This is a genomic window from Saccharopolyspora sp. NPDC003752 (genome assembly GCF_053605825.1).
Map to the genome: position 1 here is coordinate 126,093 of NZ_JBSGJZ010000020.1, position 26,331 is coordinate 152,423.

8 protein-coding genes are annotated in these 26,331 nt (G+C 70.0%); all 8 read left to right on the top strand.

The annotated features are described in order from the left end of the window. The first annotated feature begins 57 nt into the window (after positions 1–57). Positions 58–2,715: a hypothetical protein gene (locus ACWEV3_RS25150; protein ID WP_452616273.1), complete on the top strand. Its 2,658-nt coding sequence runs from the start codon at positions 58–60 to the stop codon at positions 2,713–2,715. Between the two features lie 119 nt (positions 2,716–2,834). Next, positions 2,835–3,278: a YbaB/EbfC family nucleoid-associated protein gene (locus ACWEV3_RS25155; protein WP_452616274.1), complete on the top strand. Its 444-nt coding sequence runs from the start codon at positions 2,835–2,837 to the stop codon at positions 3,276–3,278. Continuing rightward, positions 3,271–3,588 (top strand): hypothetical protein, encoded by a 318-nt coding sequence (locus tag ACWEV3_RS25160; protein WP_397530283.1) that lies wholly within the window; start codon positions 3,271–3,273, stop codon positions 3,586–3,588. Before ACWEV3_RS25155 ends, ACWEV3_RS25160 begins: the two co-directional genes overlap by 8 nt. Before the next feature lie 17 nt (positions 3,589–3,605). Then, complete coding sequence (locus ACWEV3_RS25165) at positions 3,606–16,946, top strand: WXG100-like domain-containing protein (RefSeq protein WP_452616285.1); 13,341 nt, start codon at positions 3,606–3,608, stop codon at positions 16,944–16,946. Positions 16,947–17,007: 61 nt separating this feature from the next. Continuing rightward, positions 17,008–19,803, top strand: a complete 2,796-nt coding sequence (locus tag ACWEV3_RS25170; protein WP_452616275.1) for a hypothetical protein — start codon at positions 17,008–17,010, stop codon at positions 19,801–19,803. Between the two features lie 315 nt (positions 19,804–20,118). After that, complete coding sequence (locus ACWEV3_RS25175) at positions 20,119–23,556, top strand: hypothetical protein (protein ID WP_452616276.1); 3,438 nt, start codon at positions 20,119–20,121, stop codon at positions 23,554–23,556. Beyond that, complete coding sequence (locus ACWEV3_RS25180; protein ID WP_452616277.1) at positions 23,553–24,500, top strand: hypothetical protein; 948 nt, start codon at positions 23,553–23,555, stop codon at positions 24,498–24,500. Before ACWEV3_RS25175 ends, ACWEV3_RS25180 begins: the two co-directional genes overlap by 4 nt. After that, a partial coding sequence (locus tag ACWEV3_RS25185; RefSeq protein ID WP_452616278.1) for a right-handed parallel beta-helix repeat-containing protein occupies positions 24,497–26,331 on the top strand: 1,835 nt, incomplete at its 3' end. The genes ACWEV3_RS25180 and ACWEV3_RS25185, both read left to right, overlap by 4 nt.

Sequence of the window (26,331 nt, forward strand, 5' to 3'; positions counted from 1 at the left end):
CACCGGGTGATTCCGCCTCCCTTCCCCCGTAGCAGTTGAGAAATCTGGAGACCCTCAATGGCCGACAAGGCGGACCTGACAGGACCGAGCAGCGAGTGGAACTTCTACCAGGCGATGTTCGCGCTCACCGGAAAGGGCATCGACCTGCGTCCGAAGATGGACGGCGTGCAGTGGTACCAGATCGGGGATGGGGGCAACGCGCAGGACGACTCGGCTGCTGCGGGGGGAGGTGACGCCAAGTACCAGGGCGGGGACAAGCTGAAGGACGACCTCTCGAACCGCGTGAACCCGACCGTTGACCTGTACTACCAGGCGTTCAAGCACATCTACTACCAGGTGAACCGGAACGAGGCGGCCCGGGATGCCTGGGAGCGCGCCGTCGACGACCTGAAGAGCCAGGTCGACGACATGGCCAAGAACAAGTCGGGCCTGCTCGACCTGCAGTCGCTGCGCGACGCACAGGCCTTGGTGCTCGAATACGAGAAATGGCTCAAGTCGTCGGGCGGGCAATTCCGGAAGTGGGCGACCACGCTCGACTCCGACGCATCCGGCTTCAACGGGAAGGCCGCGTCGGTCATCCAGCAGCGGATCGATCAGAGCGCCGACAAGCTGGAAGGGCTGCACGACCAGCTCGTCCTGGACCGGGGGGTTGCGGCTTCCAAGGCCCTGCAGGGTCTGGTGACCAAGATCGAGCAGACCACCAAAGCCCTCGCGGAGGCCTACTACACGTTCCGCGACAAAGTGGTCTACATCCCGAACAACAAGATGGTCGCGTTCGAGAACCTGCTCCACAAGTTCCTGACCGAAACCAAAGGTCTCGTCAAAGGCGGCGCGAACTACCAGCTGGACAACTACGACGGGACCGAGGAGGCCGAGGAGTACATCCGGAAGTCGCTTTCGGAGTTCACGGTCACCCTGGACAAGAAGAACATCACGGGTGACATCCAGACGGCCGCTCCGTGGAACCAGATCAACAAGAACATCGTCGACGCTCTCGACGGCCCCCTCAAGGACCTGAACACGGTCGCCGCCACGAAGATGAAAGAACTGGAGTCGGAGTTCCAGTACGTCAACTCCAAGATCACCGCACTGACGGAACCAGACCTCACTCCTTCTGGCGGGAGCCCCGGCCCCGGCCCCGGCCCCGGTGACGGCGGCGGTGGCGACGGTGGCGGCGGTGACATCGACCTGGACGATCTGCTGAAGGATCTGGGCGGCGACGACGGCGATGGCGGCGGCGGTGATGGCGGCGGTGGTGATGGCGGCGGCGGCGGTGATCTGGACGATCTGCTGAAGGATCTGCGCGGCGACGGCGGCGGTGGCGACGGCGGCGGCAGTGACGGTTTCGGCGGTGGCGACGGCTTTGGCGGTGGCGACGGCTTTGGCGGCGGTGGCGGCGGCGGTGACGGTTTCGGCGGCGGTGACGGCTTTGGCGGAAGCGGCGGCGGGGGTAACGGTTCCGGCGGCGGTGACGGCTTCGGCGGTGGCGACGGCTTCGGCGGTGGCGACGGTTTCGGCGGTAGCGGCGGCGGGGGTAACGGTTCCGGCGGCGAGAACTTTGCTCCGCCACCGGTCGGCTTCAGCGGGCCCGGCGGGTTCAACGCCGGCAAGGACAACAAGAACGATGGTGGTTCGGGCTCCGCCCCACCACCGGGCGACTTCAACGATTTCAACGACCCCGGTGGCTCCGACGGCTTCGGTGGATCTGGCGGTTCGGATGGCTTTGGGAGTCCGGATGGTTTCAGCTCGCCGGGTGGGTCGGATGGCTTCGGTGGGCCTGGCGGTTCGGATGGCTTTGGGAGTCCGGATGGTTTCAGCTCGCCGGGTGGGTCGGATGGCTTCGGTGGGCCTGGCGGTTCGGATGGCTTTGGCAACCCGGACGGCTTCAGCACGCCCGGTGGGTCGGATGGGTTCGGGAATCCGGACGATGATTCGGGCTTCGTTCCGCCGCCTGTTCCGGAGTACACCGGCCCCGGCGCGATGATGCCCGATCCCGGTGGGTCGGATGGCTTCGGTGGGCCTGGCGGTTCGGATGGCTTTGGGAGTCCGGATGGTTTCAGCTCGCCGGGTGGGTCGGATGGCTTCGGTGGGCCCGGCGGTTCGGATGGCTTTGGGAGTCCGGATGGTTTCAGCTCGCCGGGTGGGTCGGATGGCTTCGGTGGGCCCGGCGGTTCGGACGGCTTCGGAAGTCCGGGCGGCACCAGTCCGGACGGCTTCAGCGACCCGGGTGGCTCTGACGGGTTCGGTACGCCCGTCGGGTCGGACGGCAGCGCCACGCCGGACTCGTCGCGCGGCGGCGGCAACGCGCCGGTCGGCAGCAGCACACCGGTCGGCTTCGGCATGGGTGGCGGCGGGGGGACTCCGATGCCGCAACTGCCGCCGAACATGACGCAGCTCTCCGGCCCGTTGGGGACCGGCGGCGGCATGGGGGGCATGGGCGGCATGCCGTTCATGCCGCCGATGATGGGCGGCATGGGCGGTGCCGGCGGCAACCAGCAGGAGCGGGAGCGCCAGACCTGGTTGTCCGAGGACGAGGACGTGTGGGGCACCGACGACGAAGCGGGCCTGGACGTGATCGGACGCCCCGACGCGGCGGGCTACGAAGTCGACGAGCAGGTCGCGGTCGGCCCGGTCCGGCCGCCGCGGCAGCCCACCCGGACCCCCTCCGAGCAGGAGCAGACGGGTCAGGAGCAGACCACGTCCGGGCAGGCGTAGGGCGCGTGAGCGCGCAACCGTGCTCTGGCCCGGTTGCGCGCTCACGACCAGCAGTGAACCCGCGGCGGTGCCGGGGACGTGTGCTCAGTAGAAGACCACGTCCGTTGGGAGGAAGTCCCGTGTCATCGCCACTGTTCAACGAAATGGAAACGGCGCTGCAAGAACTCCGTGCCCAGCAGGACCGGATCCGCGAGGCGACGGAGCAGGCGGAGAAGGAAACCACCACCGCCACCAGCAAGGACCGGATGATCAGCGCCACCGTGGATCACCGGCAGCGGCTGGTCGGCCTGAAGTTCACCGGTACCCGCTACCGGAACATGGCCCCCGCGGAACTGGCCAGCCGGATCACCGAGGTCGTCCTGCAGGCGCAGGAGGAGGCCACCGGCAAGTCGATGGCCGTCTTCACCCAGTTCATGCCGTCCGGCTTCGGGGGCGGCCTCACGGATGTGCTCAACGGCGAGATCGACCTGGACCGCATGTTCGACGACGCGGTCCGGGAGGCCGAGGCGGCCGACGCCGAGATGAAGGGAGCCGACGCGAAGGGGGAGGACGGCAATGGCTGAGGACTCGTTCGCCGCCGATGTCGAGGCGCTGCGCCAGGGCGGGGTCAACCTTTCCCAGCTCGGCGACACCGCTCGATCGATCCTTTCCGAACTCCAGTCGGCCTGCGGCTTCTCCTTCGACGGCGATGACGACATCAGCAAGGCGCTGCGCGAGAAGTACAAGCCCGGGGAGAAGGCGGGACTGGAGTTCCTGAAGCAGCTCGGGGTGTCGCTCGGCACCGACGGGGAGAACGTCATCGACACCTCCAAGGTGTTCGACGACGCCGACAGCACGGCGAACGACCAGGCCAAGTCCACCGGTAAGAAGTAGGCGGTCCCGTGGCGATCATGGTGCCGCCGGAGGTCGGGAACCTCTTCATGGTCCTGACCGGCGAAAAGTGGCCGCAGATCGACGAGGATGAACTCCTGCGGCTGGGGGAGGCGTGGAAACGCGCCTCCGGCCGGTTGCAGAACGAACTGCGCCCGGAAATCGCCGCCGTGGTCAAGAAGCTCCGCGAGGAATTCCGCGGAAAGGCCGCGAACCGGTTCGCCGACCGGATGGCACCGCTGCTGGACTCGCCGAGCCCGTTCGACGCCGTCGGCGAGAGCTTCCAGGGCTCGGCCGACTTCCTGCGGCAGATGTCGCTGCAGACCGAGTACGTCAAGCTCGTGACGATCCTGTCGCTGATCGAGCTGCTCGTCGAGATCGCCTGGGCCATCGCCATGTCCGGGCCCACCTTCGGGGCGAGCATGACCTGGCTGGCGGGCCGGTTCGCGATCATGCGGTTCCTGATGAAGAACATCTGGGGCAGGCTGATCATGCGTCTCGTCCAGGCGCAGGTGTTCGGCATCCTCGCCCAGGTCGCCATCGACGCCGGGGCACAGCTCATCCAGATCGCCAAGGGGTCCAAGGACTTCAGCGAGTGGGACAAGAACTCCACGGTGCAGGCCGTCCAGGTCGGTGCGCTGGGCGGCGCGATGGCGCTGCCGCTGAGCGCGCTGGGCGGCGCACTGGGCAACATCTTCAGCAAGGTCCTGACCGACAAGCTCGGCAACCAGGTCGACAAGCAGATCCTCAAGGCGGCGGCCGACGCGGCGGCGGACAAGTACGCCAAGGAGCTGCCGAACGCGAAGTCGCTGGCCGATTTCGCCACCAAGATCAGCGACCACATGAACACCCACGTCGGCAAGGACCTCGGCGCGCACACCCCCGGCAACTTCGCCGGAATGTCGCTGAAGGGCATGTACGCGCACAAGGCCGGCCGCGCCCTGGGCGACGTCTTGGAGGAGAGCCTGCACGAGTGGCTCACCGAAGCCACCTACAACGCCACGCAGGGCCAGGGCTTCCAGGCCAGCGGGTTCGCGGCGACCGCCGGTGCGGCGTCGAGCATCTCGGAGAAGGTCGGCAGCTTCATCGGCGACGGGATCCACGGCAACCTCAAGCCAGGGGACGGCGAGAACCCGTTCCTGGCGGAAGCCAACGGCTCGGGGAAGGACTCCGATTCCGATTCCGACGGTGCGAGCACGATCTCCGGCGATTCGGGCGGAGACTCCGACAGCACCACGTCCTACGGGGATTCCGGCTTCGGGGATTCCGACGATCAGGCTTCGGTCGATACGGCGATCACCACCCCCGAAACGTCGCCTCCGGCATCGGGCGGAACCGATGGCCCGAAGGCGGATTCGGGCGGTGGGGGCGGCACGGTCACCGTCGGCTCCAACGGGCAGACGACAGGTACGGGTGGGTCGAATCCCGCTGGGGGACCGCCGAATTCGTCGGTTCCCGGCGGCTCGTCCCCCGGTGGGGACCGGGGCAACCCGGGAACGGGCGACGGACAGCCGGCGGGCTCGTCGCCGGGCTCCAGCGGCCAGGGTTCGCAGAACGATGGCCCGGCTTCCGGACAGCCGGTGTCCGGGCCCGGCTCCCAGCAGGGCGGTCCCGCCGATGGTTCGACCGGCACGCCGGGGCAGGGGCCGGGCTCCGGCCAGCCGTCGACCGGTCCGGGCGGGCTCGGGACGCCGGACGCCTCGGTTCCGGACAGCCCGGCTCCGACGCCGGGCAACGGGCCGGTCGACTCGCCCGAGGTCCAGGTTTCCCCCGGCGGAACGGTCGTCGACCAGCCGGGCACGAATCCGTCCATTCAGGACGCACCCACCACGAACGGGCCGGGATCGGTCACCACTGCGCCGAACTCGGGCGGGACACCGTCGACCACCCCTCAGGGCGGCAACGACGCCGCACCTGTGGACGGGACGCCCAACACCACGCAGTCGGGCGACTCCGGAACGCAGCAACCGTCGACGAACGTCAACCCGGTTCCCGGTTCCCCCAACGGAAACCAGCCTGCCCCGAACCCCCCGGCGAGCGATTCACCCGCGACGACTCCGGCCCCCGGATCGGGGAACACGGTCCAGCAGCCGGGCACCGACACCAACTCCCAGCCGGGCACCAACGACCAGCCCGGAATCAACAGCCGGCCTGATGCGAACACGAACGACCAAGCCGGAACGAACGACCAGCCGGGCACCAATGATCAAGGCGGTAGCTACCACCAGCCCGGGTCGACCGTCCAGCCGAGTGGGAACGTCCAGCCGGGCGGCAGCGCCCAGCCAGGCACGAACACGCAGCAACCCGGCTCGAACGCTCAGCCGGGGACCGGCGGCAACACGTCGCAGGCCGGGAACACGCCCACGACTTCGACCACCGGCAACACCCCGGCGCCGCAGTCCACGACGAACACCCCAGGTGGCACGCCGAAATCACCGGACACGACGGTCACGCCGGGCAAGGGGCCGCAGCGGCTCGGCGACATCTCGGTCACCGCCTCGACGAAGGCCCCTTCGACGCCGCCCAAGACGAACCCCGGCACCGAGACCGCGAACGTCGAGGCGCAGGTGGGCTCCGATGGCCGCCCCGTGGACCAGAAGCAGACCCCGGAGCCCGGGGAGTCCAAGAGCGAAACGCCCGACAACGACGACACGAGCTCGATCGACGACATCATCACGCCCGCCGAGGCCCCGCCGGACAACAACCCGGTGCAGACGCCCGCCGAAGCTCCGCGGGACACTCCCGGATCCCGGAGCAGTGACAACCACGTCGCCACGTGGTCGGTGGACCAGGGTGATCAGGGCAAGCTGGACCTGAGCCATTACGTGCACGGAGCCAAGCACAAGTTCGACTTCGGCAACGGCGTCAAGGAGAGCTACGACGTCGACAACGACTGGACGAACAACCGTGACCAGCAGGGCCGTGACAGCCTTGCGCGAGGTGCGCAGAAGATCCGCAACGGCAGGGGGCTCAGCCTCCCGGACGTCCTGTGGTACCGGCTCAAGGCGCGTGACGTCTCGGCGAACCAGTCGTTGCTGGACGGCATCATGGACGCGGTCGCCGACAAGCCGAAGGACTCCACCTGGCGGCCGGACCGGATCGGCGAGGGCGTCGACCTCGCCGGGAAGATCGACGCCAAGGACCCGGACCAGCGCCGGGTGGTGTCCCACTTCACCTCGCTGCGGGGCACGATCGCCGCACGAGAAGCGGTCATGCAGCAGCTCAACGTGCAGCAGATCCAGCTGAGAACGGGCAAGGGCCCGAACCAGAAGACCGAGACGATCAACATCGACTGGAACCAGATCCGCCAGGCCGTGCGACTCCGGGTCCTCGATGAGCTCGGCCGCAACCAGGAGCCTGGCGGGCCGCCCGGCCGTCGTCCGGGCCGCACGCCGCCATCCCATCCGGATGTCGGCCCCAGGATGACGCGGGAGTTCCTGCCGGACGCCTTCCGGGCCGACCCGGGTTTCAAGCGACTCGGCGACCTGGAGCTGGTGGACACGACCGGCCAGTCCGGGAAGTTCTTCCAGTCCAGCAACAACCGCGGCGAAATCCTCGACGGCCGGGCCGACCAGCTGACCCACGCGTGGAACCACCTCCGGTTCCTGGCCTGGATGGAATGGCGGAGCCTCCACGAACTGCTCAACAGCGGTGACGCCGGCGACGTCCTCGAAGATCCGGGGGCCTACTCGCAGCGGTCGCGGGAGAACACCGACGACCAGGCGCAGACCCCGGCAGCTGCCCCGCCGCAGTCAGGACCGGTCCCGGACAAGAGCAACGTGCCCAGCACTCCCGGCGGGAAGCGGTTCATCTCGCCGGAGGAGTGGGGCGACCGGCGCGACACCGCGCCCAAGGCCGTCGTCAACGAGTTCAGCTTCGAACCGATCAAGGAGGGAGCCGGCAAGGGGAGGGCGGCGGAACCCATCTTCGCGGGCGGCCGGCTCAGGGGCATCGACGGCCTCGGTCTCCTGCCGGGCCGCAACACCTACATCAACGTCGAGATCCGCCGGTTCCAGGCCCCCAACGGCGATTGGGTGCGCGAGTACACCATCAAGGCCGATCTCGTGTCGAAGAAGGACGCGCTGAGCGCGGAGCAGCGCCGCGAGGTCGGTGACCGGTTGCGCGACGTCGTGGACACCTACATCAACCAGAAGTACCGGCTGCGCGGCGGCGACCAGCTGCACCTCACCGTGGACTTCGGGACACCGAAGTGGGACGACCGCTCCAAGTCGTGGGACGTCGACTCCAAGCAGCGCCCGCCGGTGGAGGTCCACGACTCCAAGGGCGGCGCCAACCAGCTGCGGTGGGGCACCGAAGACGACAGCCTGGTCCTGCTGCACGAGCTGATGCACTTCCTCGGCCTCAAGGACGCCTACGAGTCTCCCGACACGGTGCTGGACCGCGAGGAGACGAAGGGGAAGAAGGAAGCCGGCCGGCAGCAGAAGGCGTTCACCGAGGACGACGAGCGGGCACTGGGCCTGATGGGCCCGAGGTTCCGGGAGAACCCGGTGCTGACCGACGAGAACCTCGACCGGCTCGAAGAGATCAGCCGGTCCGGCGGGGTGCTCCACGACCACCCCCTCGACGCCCCGTCCGCGAACCGGCCGGATCCCACGCCCCGGCCCGCTCGCACGAACAGCGAAGATCCGCTCGGCAACCCCGTGCAGACGCCCGCCGAAGTGGGGCCGCCGGCGGCTTGGGCAGGTGAGCAGCACGTCGCCACCTGGTCAGTGGACCAGGGCGGGCAGGGAAAGCTCGAACTGAGCCACTACGTGCACGGAGCCCAGCACAGGTTCGTCTTCGGCAACGGCATCGAGGAACGCTACGACGTCGACCGCGACTGGACCAACAACCGCGACCCCGAGAACCGCGACAGCCTCGACCGGGGCGCCCAGAACATCCGCAACACCAGGGGCATCGGCGTCCCGGACGTGCTGTGGTACCGGCTCACGACGAATCAGATCTCGGCGGACCATTCGCTGCTGGACGGCATCATCGATGCGGTCGCCGGCCTCCCGAAGGACGCTTCCTGGCAGCCGAACCGGATGGAGGGCAGCGTCGACCTCGTCGGGCGGTACGACCCCGGTGACGCGGACCAGCGCCGGCTCGTCGCCCACCTCGCCGCGCTGCGAGCCACGATCGCCACGCGCGAGGCGGTCATGAAGCAGCTCAACGTGTCGGACATCGAGGTCCAGACCAAGAACGGCCCGGAGAACATCAGGATCGACTGGGACCGGATCCGCCAGACCGTGCGGCTCAAGGTGCTGGACGAACTGAGCCACCACCCCGAGCCGGGCGGCTCCAGCGGACGGCGGCCGGGTCGCGTCCCGCCGTCCTCCAACGACGTCGGCCCCAGGATGACGCGGGAGTTCCTGCCGGACCTCATCAAATCCGACGCGGGTTTCAAACGGCTGGACGAGCTGGGGCTGATCGACAAGACCGGCCAGTCCGGGCGGCACTTCCAGGCCGGCAGCGGGCCGAACAAGGTTCCCGGTGGCCGGGCCGATCAGCTGACCCACGCGTGGAACCACCTCCGGTTCCTGGGGTGGATGGAATGGCGGAGCCTCCACGAACTGCTCAACAACGGTGACGCGGGCGACGTCCTGGAAACGCGGGCCGAGTACGCGGACCGGCGGTCGGGCAATGACTCGACCCAGCCGGCCGACATCGTCACACCGGCAGAAGCACCGCCGGACCGACCACCCACGACGCAGCATGAGCAGACCGAGGAGACCGGGAATCCTCCGGCGGACACGCGTGATTTCGGTCTGCCGGAGCCGCCGAGTGCGGCGGATTCGTTCGTGGCGGAAATGCTGGGGAACTTCCCGGATTCGTCAGAGGTTTCGTCGGACACTTCTCCTGAGTCGCAGACGTCTCCGGTCGACGACGCCGTCACCGTGGATCCTTCCGAGCAGCAGCAGGAGCAGCCCGAGGCGACCGGGAATCCCCCGGCGAACGCGCGTGATTTCGGTCTGCCGTTGCCGTCGCGCGTAGCGGATTCGTTCGCCTCGGAGATCCAATCACACCGCCAGGACACCCGGCTTCCGGCCGAGTTGGTGCGTGACGGCATCATTTCGCAGCAGGCGCGGCTGCTGCCCAGTGACGGCGTGTGGTCCGGCGAGAACGGCAAGGTCGACGACGCCCTGATCGACAACCTCACCGACAAGATCGGGATTCCCGCCGACCTGCGGGCTCAGGTCGCCGAGCGGTTGCGCGATCACGCGGAACAGCGCGGTGGAGTGTTCGGCCTGCTGCAGTCGCTGTCCGGTGGCCGGACGTTCCAGATCGACACCGGCGACGGGCCCAGGGATCTGTTCCTCCAGCTGGACCGGGACGTGGTCCGGCCCGGGCAGGAGGATCCGGGGCGCGAGCCGCACCAGCGTGCCAAGCAGGAGACGTCCAACAAGCAGACTTCCAGCGGCATGGTCTCCCGGAAGATGAAGTTCGGGATCGTGGCCGGTTTCTGGGACGCGGCGATCGATGCGGGCGCGACCATGCTCAACATGCGGGCGCTGCCGTTCGTCGCCTGGAGCGGCAGCCGTTCGCAGACCCTCAAGGACGGGCGCTGGGCGGTGCGGGAGCGCACGGCCAAGCTGGGCAAGCGCGACCAGATCTTCGACGTGAACTTCCAGCTGCGCTACCAGCTCGGCGGTCAGCAGCCCGGCAGCACCCGCTTCGACCCGACGGTCCGGCTGGCCTACCCCGAGTCGATGCTGGAAACACCCGGCCAGGACAACCGGGCCGAAACCACGGACACGAACACCACGCGCACCCCGGTTTCGATGCCGGTCGAAGCACAGCAGCTGATCGCGAATGTGGACAGCTACGCCAATGTCGGCGGCCTGCAGCGCAACGTCCTGGCCACCCTCCCGGACTGGGTGCGGCAGGACGCGACGCTCAGCGGCAACATCTCGACGAGCATCGATTCCCCGCTGTTCGTCGAGGAAACCGCCGAAGGCCTGGTCAACGGTGTGGACATCACGCACCGCACGATCTACCCGAAGGCGCTGTCGCGGCCGTCCCGGAGCTGGTCGAAGCACCCCGAGGTCAAGCTGCACGTCACCCCGAAGCTGCGCGGGTTCGAGCGGGTCGGCGGGGTCCGTGGCGACGTCGGCACCGGTGAGACCTGGCGGCGCACGAAGGACGGCAAGCTGTCCAAGAGCACCAGCTCCGGCGCCGAAACGGGGATCCGGCTGCGCTTCCTCCCCCAGGTGGGCGAGTTGGAGGTGGACGGGCACAAGAGCCCGTTCCGGGTGGGGCCGTTGGCGCAGTTCTCGTTCTCGTCGACGCGCCAGGAGTCCTACGCGAACCGGTCGGGTGGCAAGTCCAAGGACAAGTCGGTCGAGCGGGAAGGCGTGCAGCGGTACCGGCTCGACCTGTCGCTCGGCGCGGAGTTCACCGCACGCCCGGGCGGGAAGGGCACCCCTGCGCCGGTGGAGGTCGATCCCAGCGACGGCGCCGCGTACGTGTGGGTGCGCGATGAGGACACGGCCGAATTCGAGGCGGCGCTCAACAAGGCCCTGGGCACACCCAGCGTCCAGCCCCCGGCCGCGCACCGCGATCCGGTGTCCGACCCGGCGGAACGCCGGCGGATCCGTCGTGTCATCGACGGCGACGGCATGTTCAAGGACCCGGTCCGGCTGCACGGTGCGGAGCAGCTCCGGGAACAGGCCAGGCAGCACATCCAGCGCCGGCTGGCCGAGGACGGTGTCGAACTCGACGACGCGGGCTGGGCCGAGGTCGACGAGCAGCTGAAGGGTTTCGCGCCGCACAAGCTGCTGACCAAGTTCGACGCTCTCAGCCGGGACACCGGCACGCCGCACCACGTCGAGGTCCAAGCCGGCGGCCGGAAGTTCGACTTCGACGTCACCAACGCGCTCGGCGATGTGACCGGCAGGCGCGGGCTGGACAAGGACGTCCAGTTCAGCGCGACCCGTTCTCGGGGCGGTGGCTGGAAGAACGGTGTGTCGGGAACCTTCGGCTGGGGCGCCTTCGCCAGTGTCTGGGCCCGCACGACCGCTCGGGCCAGCGGAGGCTACGGCGCCTCCACCTATCTGGGCGGCGTCATCGGTGCCGGTGTGCGAGGAGAGCACGGCAAGGGCAGCGGGCACGGCACCGGCACCGAATCCGAGGTGCGGCTGAAGTACACCGGCAAGGCCGACCGGGTGCGCCGCGCGGTGAGCTTCGACATGAACGTCACCGAAACCACGCCGCGGGACATCTGGCACGGCGTGTTCCGGGAGAGCAAGAGCGAGCCGACTCCGATCAGGGTGGACGGCGAGGTCGACTACCGGGTCGCCCGGTTCCTCCTGGACAGCGACCAGAACCGCACCGATCAGAACAACACTGGGCGACCGCGGATCACCGGCGAAAGCCGGGTCGACATGCGGGACGCCGCGGTCGTCTCGATCCCCGACCTCTACAGCCAGGCCAACGAGGCGTTCCACGAAGTGCAGCGCAACGCGGCGCTCGCCGCGAAGGACGGCAGGTACGAGCGGGCACGACGGCAGCTGGCCGAAGCCAAGGACGCGGTCAGCGACGCGTTCGCCAGGTACTACGACAAGGCCGGTGACGCGTTCCGGAGCATGTGGCACGGCCACACCTACGGCGAGCCCGGCGAGACCCGGCAGCGACCGGAGCCCCGCAACCACGACCCGAAGTACAAGATGGACCTCGACCCGGAGTGGTGGCAGACCAACCTGGCGGGGATGTTCCACCGGACGCAGGTGCGCGACGACGGCGGTCGTGCGGGCATGATCTTCGACCGCATGCAGCGCGGTGGTGTCGAAATGGAGGTACACAACGAGCGGTCCCTGGGACAGGTCGAAGGTGACGGTCTCTGGGAGAACACCACCAAGACCGAGCCGTCGGTGTCCGACGAGAAGAACTCGGGCCTCTCCGGTGAGGCATCGGCGCAGTTCATCTACGGCGTCGGCGATGTGACGGCGGGTTACGGTGCGCGGGCTTCCGAGGGCCGCGAAGCCACGCTGGGCGGCACCACGAAGTCGAGTTCCGCCCGGCAGACGCCGCTGGAGCTGTTCACCGGGGACCTGGTCGTGCGGGTCCGGGCCGACGCCTGGCAGCAGCTGTTCGGCCAGCCCAACCGCAAGTGGAACGCGATCAGCCCGTACCAGATGGGCGCGAGCAGCGAGAGCATCGAGCTGGTCATCCCGGGCGGGGCGAAGTACGTCAGACCAAGCACCGGAACCGGGAACTCGCCGGACAACACCGGTCAGCAGCGGACGGGCGAGACGCTGCCGGAAGATCTGCCGCTGCTGCAGGACATCGGGAAGGGCCTGGACAAGAAGGTCACGGTAGCCAAGTTCACCGCGGACACGCAGCGGACACCGGGGGCGGACAAGCTGTCCGACCGGGCGATCAACGCGCTGGCGCATGCCGCGCCCGAGCTCTTCCCCGGCTGGACGCCCGGTTCCGGCAAGCCGGCGCCGCTGTACGACGGCACGCAGGTGCTGCAGCAGCTCGACGACGAGGCGGGCCTGCGCCAGGTGCTCAACGGCAAGTGGGACCGGACCCTGTACCGCTCGCAGTGGTTCGGCACGAACTACTACTCGATCACAGCGCGCGCCAAGAAAGCCGACGGCAACGCACAGCGACTCCACGGCGACGGCGGGAAGACCTCGGGGTACACGGAGTCCGAAGGCTCGCAGAGCGTCGGCGGGAGCAGCTCCCGCGGCGTCGGCATCGGCCTGGGTTTCAGCGTCACGCCGGAGGTGCCGACCGCCCCCACGCTGCTGCCGGGTGTGCCGCTGGGCTACTCCAAGGACGGCGGCAGCCAGCAGACCAACGACGTCGGCGAATTCCGGCAGGACCGTTCGGAGACCACCGATCACGCCGACGTGCGGGCGCCCGTGGAGATCGAGTTCACGATCCACAAGTTCAAGACCCCGCCGCTGCTGCTGTCCACGATCACCGAGGGCTCGGCCGGACCGTCCAGGTACCGCCACCCGGAAAGCCGCGAGGTCGCCCTGCCGCCCGAGCTGAAATCCGTGCGGGGAACGGTCGACCTGAACGTCCCGGAATACCTGCTCGAACAATCCCCCACCGCCGAGGGGCCCCGCACGCAGAACGACATCACCGACGCGGCCCGGAACACGAAGTCCTTCCACGCATCCAAGGCGTTGCGCAACGATCGGATGTCCACCGGTCTGATCGACGCCATCGCCGATGCTCGCAGCGGCCACAAGGACCTGGTGCGTCGCTGGTTCGGCGAGGGCACCCCGAACCGCGCGAAGGTCGACGCGCTGTTCTCGCCGGACATGCTGGTCTCCAACATCGGGCACGACCGGCCGTACCTCAAGGAGAACGGCTACACGACGAAGTTCCAGATCCACGACCGATTCCTGTCCGTCGACTACGAGGTGCAGCTGAAGCCACGCCTGACCGACCCGCGCTTCCGGGACGAATGGCACGAGAAGACGCACACGATCAAGGACGGCGCGAACGTCTCCGAGAGCAACGCCGACACCAACGACCGCGGCGGCAGCGCCGGAATGGGCTTCGCGGTGTTCGCCGCCAACGCCGTGACCTACGCCGGCCCCGAGTCCGGCCTGGCCCGCGGTGACGCCACGTCCGAGGGCATGTCCAACGGCACCCAGAGCGGCCACTCGACCAAGACGAAGAACGACACCTGGCGCCGCTACGACGCGGTCCCGGAGTTCGACCTCGTGATCCGGTCGAAGCTGCACTTCGTCCCGGGCTGGTCGGAACACCGCGTGGAAGGCGACGACGCGCTGGTCGGCTCGCGCATGGAGTTCGACGTCAAGAAGGCCGAGTCGGCTCCCTTCGACGAGGTGGCCGCACAGGAGAACACCGGCACTCAGCGGGAAACCACCGACACGCGGCGGGAAGACACGGATACGCGGCAGGAAGACACCGGTGTCCGGCGGGAAACGCCCGGTGATTCGCGACAGAACCGGGACCCGCGGCGGACGCTGCCGACGATCCCGGAGGAGTCCGAGCAGCTGCCGGACCTGGAATCCGACGATTTCCGGGACGACTCCACCCCAAGGCCGCCGGATGCGGACGTCGAGCGGGCCGAGACGGACGATCCGCGGGACGACCGCCACCAGGACACCGGTGATGGTCTCCACCCGGTGGTCGCGGCATGGCCCGCCGCCGAGGTCAAGGCGGGTACCACCGTCTACCACGCCACGTCGGCCCACTCCGCCGGTTACATCATCGAGAGCGGAATCCGGTCCGCACCCGACCCGACCGCGGTCCCTGCCGGGGTTGCGGGCAACGAGTGGGGCGGCGGCGAACTCGGCCTCGGCTTCTACACGCACACGAGCAAGGAATCCGCGGAGAACTACGTCTGGGACGACGATCGGAGGGTCACGCTCCAGTACGAGACCACGCAGGATCTGCGCGGCCGTTTCCGCCCCGAATGGGTTCCCTGGATCGGGGACGTCAAAGGCATGGACTACCGCCGGGGCGTGGACGCGATCCTCAACCCGACCAACCCGGGCGAGATCAAGTTCCACACCGGGCGAGACCACCTGGAGCTCAAGTACTTCTGGTTCGAGGGACAGGCCTACACCCCCGACAAGTTCGAAGCCCGCGTCCTGAACCACGACCGCCGAGTCGAAGCCGATACCCCGCAAGCGACGGAGCACACGTCGCAGCACGACAACCGGACTTCCGGGCACGATTCCTCCGTGCAGGTACCTGCGGTGGCGTCGCGGGATTCCGTCGTGGTGCCGGTTCAGGACGGGCAGGCGGTCTCGGTCGATTCGGTGCCCACGAACGGCGACCGGCGCGTGGTGCTGGTTTCGGCGTTTGATCCGGGTTCCCAGCCGGTGCGGTTCGAGACGACCGGGTCGCGGCTGGCGGCCGATCTGGGCAGGGAGGTCGTGGCGCTGGTCGACAACGGCCGTGGCCGCACGCAGTGGCGCAGCTTCCCCGCCGACGGTTCGCGCTCGCGAGTCGTGCCGCCGGATGCGATGACGTCCGTCCTCGCCGAATCGCTGCTGCCGAGCACCACCCGGCCCGAACCTGTCGAGACGCACACGGCAGTGCCGACGCACCGGCTGCCCGCGATCACGGAGAGCGTGGCTGTGGTGCCGTTGCCGGACGGGCAGCCGGTTTCGTCGGACATGGTGCGAAACCTGGCCGATCCCGCTGCCGAGCGGATCGTGCTGCTCTCGCCGCAGGCCCCGGAGACGCAGCCGGCGAGTTTCGCCGAAAGCGGCGCGAAACTGGCCTCCGACCTGGGCAAGGAAGTCGTGGCGTTGGTCGGCAACGGCCGTGGCCGCAACCAGTGGCGTGCCTTCCCGCCGGACGGGTCACGATCCCAGGTGGTTCCGGCGGACGGGATGGCCGACGTCCCGGCCACGTCCGTGGCGCTCGACCACTCCGAGCGGCGCGGCCCGACCACGCCGGAGGACGAGGGTTCGCCCGGTCCGTCCTACGAGTCGTGGCGGGAGCAGTACGACCGGCTGTCGAGCTGGGCGGAGAAGGGGAAGACCGCTGATGTGCCCCTGCCGCTCGCCCGGGCGATCGCGCACCAGGCCGGGGTCAAGCACCTGAGCCTCGGACCGGAGGATGCCGCCGCCCGGGCGCAGTACGAGCGGGATCTCGCCATGATCGACCGGGTTCGCCGGGAGCAGGGCGATCGGGCGGCGCTGGAGTTCGCCCGCGGGTTGAAGGAGTTCACCGACAGGTATCCGAAACCGGCGGGTGGCCTGCTGGGTGGTGTGAAGCACGACCTGCTCGTGCCCGAGGACCTGGACCGGGGGATCGTGGAGGTGCAGCCGGGCGCGGTGTTCCGCTTCCTCGACACCGAGCCGGCCGTGGCGCTCGCCGACGGGCTCGTGCCCAAGGAACCCGAGAACGTCCGGCCCCTGGAGACGCACGTCGGGACCACCGGACGCACCCAGTTCGTGTCCACGACCTACGACTCCGAGCTCAACTACAAGCGACGGCCGTACCGCTACAAGATCGTGCCTTCGGAGACGGGCATCGACGTGGCCGAAACCTTCCAGCGATGGGGTGTCAACTACTCGTTCAAATGGGAGCAGGAGGTCGCCTTCACGGGCACGATCCCGCCGGCGGACATCGTCGAGATCCGGAACAACGAGACCGGGGAAGTGGTCTGGCACCGTCCACCGCCGCCGCTCGCCGCGGACGCCCTGATGCCGGAATCCGGCATCGACGAGGACCAGGCCCGGGACCTGGTCGAGGACGCGGTGCGCGCCGACATCCGTTCGGGGCCGACGACCGCCGAGTCGCTGGCCGCGTCGTACGAGATCACGCCGGGCAGGGCCCGGGAGCTGATCGAAGAGGTGGCGGCCGGGGAGGTGCGAGCCGCGGCCGAGGCCGGCCGTCCCTTTCACCACGATTGAACTACCCGACAGGTTCTGCATCAACGAGCAGCAGGCCCTCGACCTGATCACGGCCGTCGCGGTGGCCGATGTGCGGGCGGCCGCGGAGCCCCGCAGTCGCTACGACGAGCAGTCCGTCGCCACCCGGTACAACGTGAACGGACGCGACGTGATCGCGGCAGCCGCCGTGGCCGACCTGCGGGAAAGCCCGGAGAACGGTCCGCGCCGGTCGGTGTTCTCCTGGGCCGCGAAGTACCGGGTGAGCCCGCAGGACATCCGCACCTGGATCAATGCCGCTGCGGTGCAGGACGCGCGGGCGGCTGCGGCCGCCGGTTCGCCGCTGGCGCCCGGGAGGCTGGTCGACAAGTACGGCATCACCCCGGACCAGGCCGAGGCCGCGATCTCCAACGCCGCGTTCGCGGATGCGCGGGAGGCTGCGGATTCGGGCCGTCCCCTCAGCATCACCAGGCTGGCCCGGAACTACGGCAAGAGCCGGAGCTGGGCCTACGGGCAGACCGCGGCAGAGCCGTTCTGGGCGGGTCCGGCCAACAGCCCCGAGTTCTTCCTGCCGGATCCGGCGATCCTGCCGGCCCGTCCGGCCGGGGCGGACGAGCTGAGGGCGCGCGCCGAGATCCGTGCGGCCGTCGACAACGGTGTGCCCATCAACGCCGAGGAGCTGGGCCGCAGGTTCGGCAAGAGCTACCGGTGGGCTCTCGACCAGGTCGATGCCGCGGCGCATGCCGACGTGTACGACGCCTTGGCGCACGGAAAGCGTTACGCCGCCGAGGCTCTGGCGGCGAATTACGGCATGAGCAGGGCGTGGGCGGTGCAGCAGATCACCCAGGCCCACGCCATCGAGCGCGCGAAGTCCCGCGACGCCGCCGACGGCCTGGAACTCGACGTGGACCGGCCGTACCAGCGCGACGAGCTGGCCCGCGATCACGGCATCTCGCAGAAGACGGCCACGGCCGTGTTCGAGCGAGCCGCCGAGGACCACGTGAAGTCGGTCCTCAACCACGACCTGAGCTTGCGCAACGCATTCGGGTCGGTCCACCGGCTCGGCATGGGCCGGAGGTGGACCGAGGCGCGCTTCGATGCCGCAGCGCAGAAGTTCATCCGGGATGCAGCGCACCAGGGTGCGGTTCCCGATGAGGGCGCACTGGTCAGGAAGTTCCGCAGGAGCCCGGAATCGGTGCGGGAAATGATCCGCAACGCCGTGGCCGCCGACATGTGGCAGAACGCTGCGCAGGGCCTGCGGCGGACGTCCGGTGAGGTCGGCCAGGAGTACGGCCTGAGCGATGCGGAGGCGGAGGCCCTGCTGGCGTCGGTCGCGGTCGCCGAGGCGAATGTGGCGGCCGTCCAAGGCGTCCCCTACCCCGCGCAGGACCTGGCCGGCCGTTACGGCAAGAACCGCAGGTGGGCGTTCGACCAGATCGGCGCTGCGGTGCGTGCCGACGCGGCGAGCGGGAAGTTCACGACAGGTGAACTGGCCGCGAGGTACGGCGTCAGCCGCAGGTCGGTCGAGTACCGGACCGGCAACACCGCGCCCGATGCCGGCCAGGTGGACCGCCCTGAGTCCACGGCGACCGAGGCCGAGCGCGCCTACCTCGACCGGCTGCGCTCCTACGGTGCTCAGCAACCGCCAAACGAACCCCGGTACACGGCGAATCGCTTGCACCGCCTGGCCATGAAGCACGACGTGGGCCGGGACCGGGCGCTGGAGCTGACCAACGACGCCGCACGGGCGGACGTGCGTGCGGCGGCGGACCGCGGGGAGCCGTACACGGCTGCGGAACTCGCCGAGCGGTACCACATCGTCGACCGGTGGGGCGCGGACCGGATCGCCGACGTCGCGCAAGCCGCCGCACGTGAGGCGGCGGACCGCGGCGACCCGCACACTGCCGACGATCTCGTCCGGATGTACGGAATCAGCCACGACGAGGCGGAAGCGGCGATCGTCGCGGCGGCGCTCGCCGATGAGCAGCGGACGTCCGGGAAGTACGGCATCGGTCCGGAGACGGTGGGGAAGCACCTCGACACCGTCGTGCGCGCCGATGTCCGCAATGCCGCGGATCGCCGTGAGCCGCACACCGACGAAGCACTGGCCGAGAAGTACGGACTGACCCGCCCGCGTGCGATCGACCTGATCAACACCGCTGCGCTCGACTACCTCGCCGACGCGGCGGAGGTCAAACGCCCGTTCATGGCGGTGCAGCTGGTCGAGAGGTTCGGCCAGGACACCGAGTGGGCCGAGCGCCTCAAGCACACCGCGGCGCGGGCCGGAATCCGTGCGGCCGCGGACGGTCGCCACCCGTACCTGCCCCAGGAGGTCCAGGACAGGTACCACGTCGACACCGACGACGCGCTGCCCCTGATCAGCGCCGCCGCACGAGAAGACGTGCAGGCATCCGCGAATCGCGGCGAGAAGTTCACACCTCATTCCCTGGCCGTCAAGTACGACATGGGCACCGAGGAGGCGGCCCGCGTGATCAGGGCCGCCGCACGAGCCGATGTGCACGAGGGGGTGAACTCCCGGAGCCGCCGTTACAACGCGCAGCTGCTGTCGGAGCGATTCGGCATCAGCCTCGACGTGGCCGGACACGAGTTGTCCGCGGCGGCCCTCGCGCACGCCCGCGCGGCCCGACGCAACGGAGAACCCTGGTCGGCCCAGCAACTCGTCGAGTGGTACGGAATCCCCTTCGAAGAAGCCAAACGCCACGCCATCTACGCCAGGCACGTCCCAGCGGACTCCGACGTGGAGTCCGATGTGGACTACGTCGACGACGACCCCGCCCCGGTGCCGCCGGCCCCGGCGCCCGCGGTGCAGGTCCCGCAAACCGCCGACGACACGGACTCCGAAGACGAAGAGGAGTGGTAAACGCCGTCGGGGACCAGCGCGCGAATCCAGCTGCACGGGTCACGCTCTCCCGAGGAGAAGTCACGTCCAAGAGTCGTGAGTGCCTATGGTCGCCACAGCGGCCATGACCACTCACGACCCGAGGCACGGGCATTCCGCGCAGAGGATGGAAAAGTCCAGTGAGACGTGGGCCACTTCACGGCGTGATGCCACTCGGAATCCCGGAATCCCGGCGGCAGTGGCCACCTGGCCGAACCGAAGCCCGAGCGTCTGGATTGAACCGTCTCCGGTCCTCGAGTCGTGTGATTCGTGGGTGCTCGGGAAGGAGACTGGTCGATGGGCGCGTTGGTCGTCGAACGGGCTGGTGCGGGCGTGGTGGTTCGCTCCGCGGACTCACGGGTTCCGCCGCCGCGGCTGCCCGCCAAGATCACCTCGGCGGATGATGGCCGGGTCCGCGTGTTCGTCGACCACGCGGCGCTGGGGGAGTTCGACCTGCTGGACGGCCGGGTCCTGGCCGAACTGGAAGCGCAGCTCCGGCCCGGCCAGGGCAGCCGGATACCGGATATCCGGTTGCTGGCCGGTCGCGCCGGGCTGGCCGGGGTCAACGGGCAGGCGCCCTTGGCGGCGCGCCTGTCCGAACGTCTGAACGTCGAGGTCGTGGCGCCGGACGGGAACCTGTTGATGCTGCCCGGTGGTGAGCTGTTCTCCCAGGGGGACGCCGCCGGCTGGGTGGGATTCCGGCCGGGCCGGCACAAGATCCACAGCGGTCCGCGGCATCCCGGCCCGGTCTGGCAGGACGAGCTGACGGAAGCACTGCGCAGAACACCGGCCGACCCGCGCATAGCCGTGGCCACCATCCCGGCCGGCCTGTGGGTCCGTTCCGCCGGGAAGCCGCCGCGCCCGGCGACCGACGTGGCGTTCCGCGTGCCCGTTTCCGGCTCCCGGCCCGCGATCGTCGTCGGCGCACCCGGCGAGGAACCGCCCGAAGTGATGGCGCTCGCCGGGCTCATCGCCTCGCTGCCTCCGCGCCTGCGCGAGACCTCCGCGCTGATCGGGTACGGGCCCGAACCGGTGGCCACCAGCTCGTGGGCGCAGCGGATCGCGGACATCCTCGGGATTCCGGTCAACGGCTGCCACGCGCTGCCGCAATACCTGCCGGACGGCAACAAGACCTGGCAGGCGCTGGACGGCACCGGGGAACCGACCTGGCGGCCGTTCGTGCTGGAGAGCACCTACCGGCCCGGCACGCCACCGATCCCGCGCAACTACGTGCCACCGGTTTCCGGGATGACCGAAGTCGGAACCGGCACCTACTGGTTCCAGGACGGCTGGCTGCTCGACATGCTGCCGTCCGGGATGCTCGTCCGGCCGATGCGGACAACGGCCGACCCGGTCGCGGTCCGGCTGGTGCCCGACCCGGACGCGGTGAACCTGGTCGTCACGGGAGCAGACGGGCCGCCGCCCGCCCCGGTGCTCAAGGCGATCGAACGGCTGGCCACGGCGCTGGCACCGGAAGTCCGCGCGCGACTGCGCCTGGTCGCAACCCCGCACTGGGACCCGGGCATCCTCGCCCCGCTGGCAGAATGGCTGAACGTCGGAGTGCACGTGCTCGGCGTATCGGGGCCCGGTCCGGCGGTCTTCCCACCAGCACCGAGCAACGGCGAAGCACGTTCGCCGGGGGCACCATCCGGCGAGGTGGAACAGCCGACGCATCGGCTCTCGCCCGTCCCGGTCCAGCCGCCCGCAGACCAGCAGACACCAGCAGGACCGGAGCCCCGGACGCTGCCGCCGGCGCCGGTGGAGGTCGACACCGAGGGCCGGATGCGGCCGATCGGTGACGGCTGGCGCCGAGACGACGCGGCGGCCACGAAAACGCCTGCGGTGAAGGGTGACGCGGCACCGGGCGGCTCCCGCCCTGCCGCGCTGCCGGTCACGTCGGCTTCGGTGCGGGTGCCGACGGTCGCATCGACTGCTGCTCCCGGTGGTGGTTCCGCTGTGGCGACGGCGAAACTCCCCGAGCCGGTCACGGCTTCTGCCGCGCCTGCCGCAGGGGCTGCGCCGACTGCCACCGAGCAGCCTGCGGTCCCGGTCGCGGACGCCGCCGTGATGAAGACGATGAAGCTGTCTGCGTCACCCGCATTCCCTGTCGCTCCCGCGCCTCCGGCTCCTGCCGCGCTTCCTGCCGCGCCTGCAACGCCTCCGGCTCCTCCTGCCCCCGTCACGCCTCCTGCGATGCCTGCTGCTCCTGCGGTGCCTCCGGCAGCTGCGGCACCCGCCGCGCCTGCGGTGCTTCCGGCGGCTGCGGTGCCTCCGGCTCCCGCCGCTCCCGCTGCGCCTGCCGCTCCTCCGGCTGCTGTGATGCCTCCGGCTCCTTCGGCTCCCGCCGCGCCTTTGGCTCCTGCGGCTGCTGTGGTGCCTCCGGCTCCTGCGGCGCACGCCGCGCCTTTGGCTCCTGCGGCGGCTGTGATGCCTCCGGCGCCTTTGGCTCCCGCCGCGCCTGCGGTGCCTTCGGCTCCCGCCGCTCCCGCTGCACTTGCCGCGCCTCCGCCGCCTCCGGCTGCCGCCGCTCCCGCGCCTGTGGACTCGCCTACCCAACGGCTCAAGCCCGTCGCCGCAGGTCCGGAGGGCACTGCGCGATCGGCAGCCAGTGCGGTCCGGGCCACCAGCGCGGCGCAGGTACCGGTGGCGTCGGTCGCTACGGCTACCGAGCTGGCGCCGAAGGCCACACCGGCCACAACGCCCGCTCGACCGGAGAATGCGGCTCCCGCAACGGAAAAACCCGCGCAGGCAGCGGCCGAACCGAGTGCTGCTGCACCGGCGCCCGCCCAGCCGGGCCCGGCTCCGCAGGTCGCCGCCCAGCGTCCTGCGCAACCGGCTGCCGCAGCGAACCCCGCGCAGCAGGCCGCGGAGCTGGCTCCTGCCGCAGCCGGGCCTAGCGCTGCAGCGGCCGAACCGGCCGGGGCGGCTGCCGAAGGTGCGGCTCGTCGGGGGCAGCCGCTGTTGCTGACCGATCACGCCAGCACGGAGGGGGACCGGCTGCAGTTCCGGAAGTCGCTGGGCTGGCGCTACGACGCGGCGACTCAATCGGTTTCGCGGTTGCTCGCCGAACGTCCCGGGCTGCGTGGCGGTGCGGCCATCGACGACGCCATGATGACCGAGCTGGCCGCCATCCACGTGTTCGCCACGTCGGACCAGGCCGAGGTCATCGAAGCCTTCCGGTCCGGTGCCGCTTCCCGGCACTACCCGTTCATCTCCTGCCTGGCAGGGGGTTTGCGGCGGCTGCCGTCCGTGCAGGGACTCGTCGTCCGGGGTGGTCCGGAAATCGGGGCCGGGGCCGGTGATTACGCCGTGGGCGCCGACCTGTTGGAGCCCGCGCCGCTGATGGGTGTGGCCGATGCGGCGGCTCCCGTCCCGGGTGGTGTCGAGGTGCTGGTCTGGTCGGTCACCGGGCGCCGGATCGGCGGGCTCGCCGATGGGACCCGCGCATCCGACGTGATGTTCCTGCCCGCCACCGTGTTTCGGGTGCTCGCGGTCGAGACCGGCACTGCGAGCCCGCGCGTGCTGCTCACCGAGATCGGGCTGGGGCGGCAGCGTTCGCCGGAGGCGCAGCAGCGGTACGACGCGAAGATCCTGGCTCGGTTGCGCGAGGCGGCGGAGAACCGGGAGGACGTGCCGGGCGGTGAGTTCTCCGACGAGGACCGGGCACGGCATGCCGTGCTGCCGGGCTCGCCTGCCAACCCCTTCGCGATTCCGGAAATCGGGGGCGTGCGGTGAGCGTGACAGCGATCGCGGTGCACGGTCTGCTGCTGCACCTCGCGGGCCGGCTGCCCGACGACGAACTGGCGGTGCTGCGCACCTGCCTCGCCGACGGCGAGCTGAGCGAAATCGCGGAGGCGCTGGTGACCGCCTGCGCAGCGGACCGGTTGTCGTTCACCGAACAGGAGTCGCGGGTGCTCGCCGCGCTGGCCACCGAGCACGGGTTCGACCCGCCGCCGCACCGGTCCGGGGAACCTCCGCAGTGGCGGTTCTCCCGCCCGACCAGCGCGGTCCCCGCCGGGGATGCGGGCGCTGTCGAGGCGGTCGGCCGGGTCGGGGGAATGCGGGCGTTGTGGCGGTCCCGCCGGGATTCGGACGGCGGCACGGTCCACCTCGGTGAAGCCGGGCCGGACGCCGATGTCGTCGAGCTGACCGCCGAAATCCAGCACCGGCTGACGGAAGCCGGTCAGCTTCCGCGCGTGGAAGTCTTCCCGGTGGGTGCCGAGTTGCCCGCGTACCACGAGGCTGCCTTGGCGGTCGCCGAGCTGGTCTGGCCGGAGTCGCCGCCGCAACCCCGTCTCGCGCGGGTCTTCGACGGGCGCGACGCGGCCGGGAACCCGTTCTTCCGGCCGGATCGCGGTCACGTCGAACCGGCGGTCCAGCAGCGGCTGCTGGCCTACCTGTCCGCCGGGCCCGTGGTCCTCGGCACCGACGCCGTGATGCGGGACGTGCTGGATTCGGGGCGGTCGCCCGCCGTCGGGCTGAACTTCCGGTCCGACGGGACGTGGATCTGGAACGACGCCGTCTGCTACTACCTCGAACGGCACCGGCTCGCGCCGGATCCCGAACTGATCGCGCACGTGACCGCCGCCCCGGCGATGCCTGCCGGGCTGAGCAGGCTCGAGCTGCACTGCGCGCGAAATGTCCTGTCGACACCCGAAACCCGAGCGGGGCAACGATGAGCCACACCAGGACGATGCTTTCGGTCTCGCCGACCGCCCCCGATTCCTTCCGCACCATCGGCGACGCCATCGCGGCGGCGACCAACGGCGACGTGATCTCGATCCAGCCGGGCACCTACCCCGAATCGGTGGTGCTGAGCCGGGACGTGACGTTGTCGGCGGCGGGCGCGGCCGGCGCGGTCCGGATCGAGTCCAGCGGCGACCCGACGATCGTGATGGCCGCCGAAGCGGCGGTCCTGTCCGGGCTCACCATCGTCCACCGTGGACCCGAGAACTCCGCGATCGACCTGTCCACCGGGCGGCTGCGGCTGGAGGAGTGCCGCGTCGAGGCGGAGTCCGCGGCGGCGTTCTACGCGCACGGGCAGGCGGAAGGCAGCGCCACGGGCTGCCAGTTCACCAACCCGGCCGGTGCCGGGGTGATCGCGGTGGACGGTGCGCAGGGGCAGTTCACCGGCTGCGAGCTGAGCGGCTTCAAGTCCGCCGCGGTGGTGATCCGCACGGGCGCGAGCCCGCAGTTCGTCGACTGCACGATCGTCGACACCGAAGGCAGCGCCGTGCTGGCCGCCGAGCGCGCGCAAGGCGCGGTGCGCGACTGCCGGATCACGCGTGCCGGAAGCCCGGCCGTGGTGGTCGAGGGCGGCAGCGCACTGCGGCTCACCGGAACCACGATCGCCGAGAGCACCGGTGTGGGGGTGCTGGTCGCATCGCGATCCACGCCGCAGATCGAGGACTGCCGCATCGATTCCCCCGTCTCGCAGGGCTTGGTGCTGATGCAGCAGGCCGAGCCCGAGATTCGCGGCCTGCAGGTCCACCGGCCCGGCGGGTACGGCGTGCACGTGGTGGAGCAGTCGGGCGGAACCTTCGCCGGCTGCTCGATCTCGGAGGCGCACGACGTGGGCGTGTGGATCTCCGGCTCGGCCCCGTCCTTCGCGGATCTGACCGTGAACGGATCCGGCGAGCAGGCCGTGGTCGTCACCGACGGCGGCACGGCGAACTTCCGCGACATCAACCTGTTGCGGGCGGGCGGGGCCGCGGTGGAGATCAGGTCCGCGACGGCGATCGTCAACGGCGGTACCGTGACCGGACCGGCGGCCGAAGGTGTGCTGCTGCTGGAGAAGGCGCGCCTGGAAGTCGAAGACGTCGTCGTGTCGGGCGCCGAGGGGACCGGCGTCAAGATCTCGGCGGAGGCGTCGGCGGATCTGCGCAACGTCACCGTGTCCGGCAGCGGCGAGGCCAACGTGCTGGTGTCCGACGGCCAGGCCGTCCTGCGCGGCTGCGAGCTCTCGGAGGCGGGGCAGCAGGGGCTGCTGGCCTCCGGTGCTTCCTCAATCGCCTTGGAGCGGAGCAGGATCCGGGATTCCGAAGGCGGCGGCCTGGAATGGTCGGCCCGTTCCTCGGGCGTGCTGGACAGCTGCGAGATCTTCGGCAACGGCGGCGACGGCCTCACGGTCGGGTCCACCGAGTCCATCACCATCCGCAACTGCGTCACCCGGGACAACGGCGGCGCCGGGGTCCGGGTGCTCGTCCGCCGGGACAACCTGCGGATCAACGGCCTCACCAGCAGGCAGAACGGGGACCCGGAGAGCGACGACCCGGCCGCGGCCGGACCCGCCGAGCCCACCGAGCCGCAGCACTTCGGCAGCTCGCGGACACCGCAGGAACCGCCCGGGCCGGAGAAGCCGGCGTCCACCGCGGACGCGCCGGCCAAGCGGAGCTCCGAAGGGCCGCTCGGCGACCTGCTCGGCGAGCTGGACGCGCTGGTCGGGCTCACCGACGTCAAGCGCGAGGTGGAGGTGCTGACCCGGCTGGAGCAGATGGCCGAGAAGCGGGC

What these genes read in the sequence shown, in the direction of transcription:
- ACWEV3_RS25150 (WP_452616273.1), top strand. Translation starts at nt 58, where the DNA reads ATGGCCGACAAGGCGGACCTGACAGGACCGAGCAGCGAGTGGAACTTC.
- ACWEV3_RS25160 (WP_397530283.1), top strand. Translation starts at nt 3,271, where the DNA reads ATGGCTGAGGACTCGTTCGCCGCCGATGTCGAGGCGCTGCGCCAGGGC.
- ACWEV3_RS25165 (WP_452616285.1), top strand. Translation starts at nt 3,606, where the DNA reads ATGGTGCCGCCGGAGGTCGGGAACCTCTTCATGGTCCTGACCGGCGAA.
- ACWEV3_RS25175 (WP_452616276.1), top strand. Translation starts at nt 20,119, where the DNA reads ATGGGCGCGTTGGTCGTCGAACGGGCTGGTGCGGGCGTGGTGGTTCGC.